The organism is Neisseria sp. P0018.S001, assembly GCF_051957355.1.
Lineage (GTDB): Bacteria > Pseudomonadota > Gammaproteobacteria > Burkholderiales > Neisseriaceae > Neisseria > Neisseria subflava_A.
This window is the reverse complement of the sequence record NZ_JBQCWN010000041.1, coordinates 1-819: the sequence shown is the minus strand read 5'-3', so window position 1 is coordinate 819 and position 819 is coordinate 1. Positions and strand designations below refer to the sequence as shown.

Genomic DNA, 819 nt, shown 5'->3' with positions numbered 1-819 from the left:
GGTTGAAATCGATGCGGGTGATGAGGCTGTGTTCGAGTTCGGGATCGGAGAGGCTGTGCCATTGTCCGAGCAGGATGGCTTTGAACATGGACAACAGGGGATAGGCGGGACGGCCGCGGTGGTCTCGGACGTAACGGGTTCTTTGACGATTCAGGTATTGTTCGATCGGTTGCCAATCAATCACCTGATCCAACTTCAATAGTGGGAAGCGGTCGATGTGTTTGGCAATCATGACTTGTGCGATTTGCTGGAAGAAGGTGCTCATGGAAAATCCTCTAAATATCTTGGTGGGAATTTAGGGGATTTTGGGGAATTTTGCAAAGGTCTCAGTTAATTCATTATTGCCAAATTCAGGCTCAGGAATAATTCTGAAAACAAGGACTCCGGCTTTTTTTTCAAAATTTGATACAGAAAAAAAGTTATTTATTTCTTTAATGTTAGGATTTTCTAAAATAGGAATTTGGATTCGTTCTCCATTATCTGTAATAAAAAATCCGCCAAAAACAATTGTTGATGCTTTCATTGTAGCCGTCTGCCGTTTTGACCAAGGTGCTGCCGTGGAAGGAGCAGGTGTGGGATTTTTGAAGAACTCAGTTCTCAATATTCCGTTTCAAATGAAGGAAAGGTCGTCTGATGTTTTTCAGACAACCTTTTTACCCTTTAAAGCGGAGGCAGTTCTACAAATGGAAAGAAATGCTGAAACTTCTGATAAATTTCAGGATGTTTTTCTAAGGCTTGTAACGCTTTTTCTTTTGAAATGGGAGGGTCATAGACATCTATACCCCTTAAGAAGGCAATACCCGTCAAGGCATTTTTTTT

The 819-nt window shown here is 41.6% G+C and carries 1 protein-coding gene and 1 pseudogene; both read right to left on the bottom strand.

Annotated features, from left to right (window positions below; translation table 11 throughout):
- Positions 1-265 (bottom strand): transposase (locus ACTHTJ_RS10700; protein WP_440360956.1); only part of this gene is annotated, 265 nt, incomplete at its 3' end.
- Between the two features lie 33 nt (positions 266-298).
- Positions 299-523 (bottom strand): annotated as a pseudogene (locus ACTHTJ_RS10695) (DUF6911 family protein); the annotation flags it as partial.
- Between the last annotated feature and the right edge of the window lie 296 nt (positions 524-819).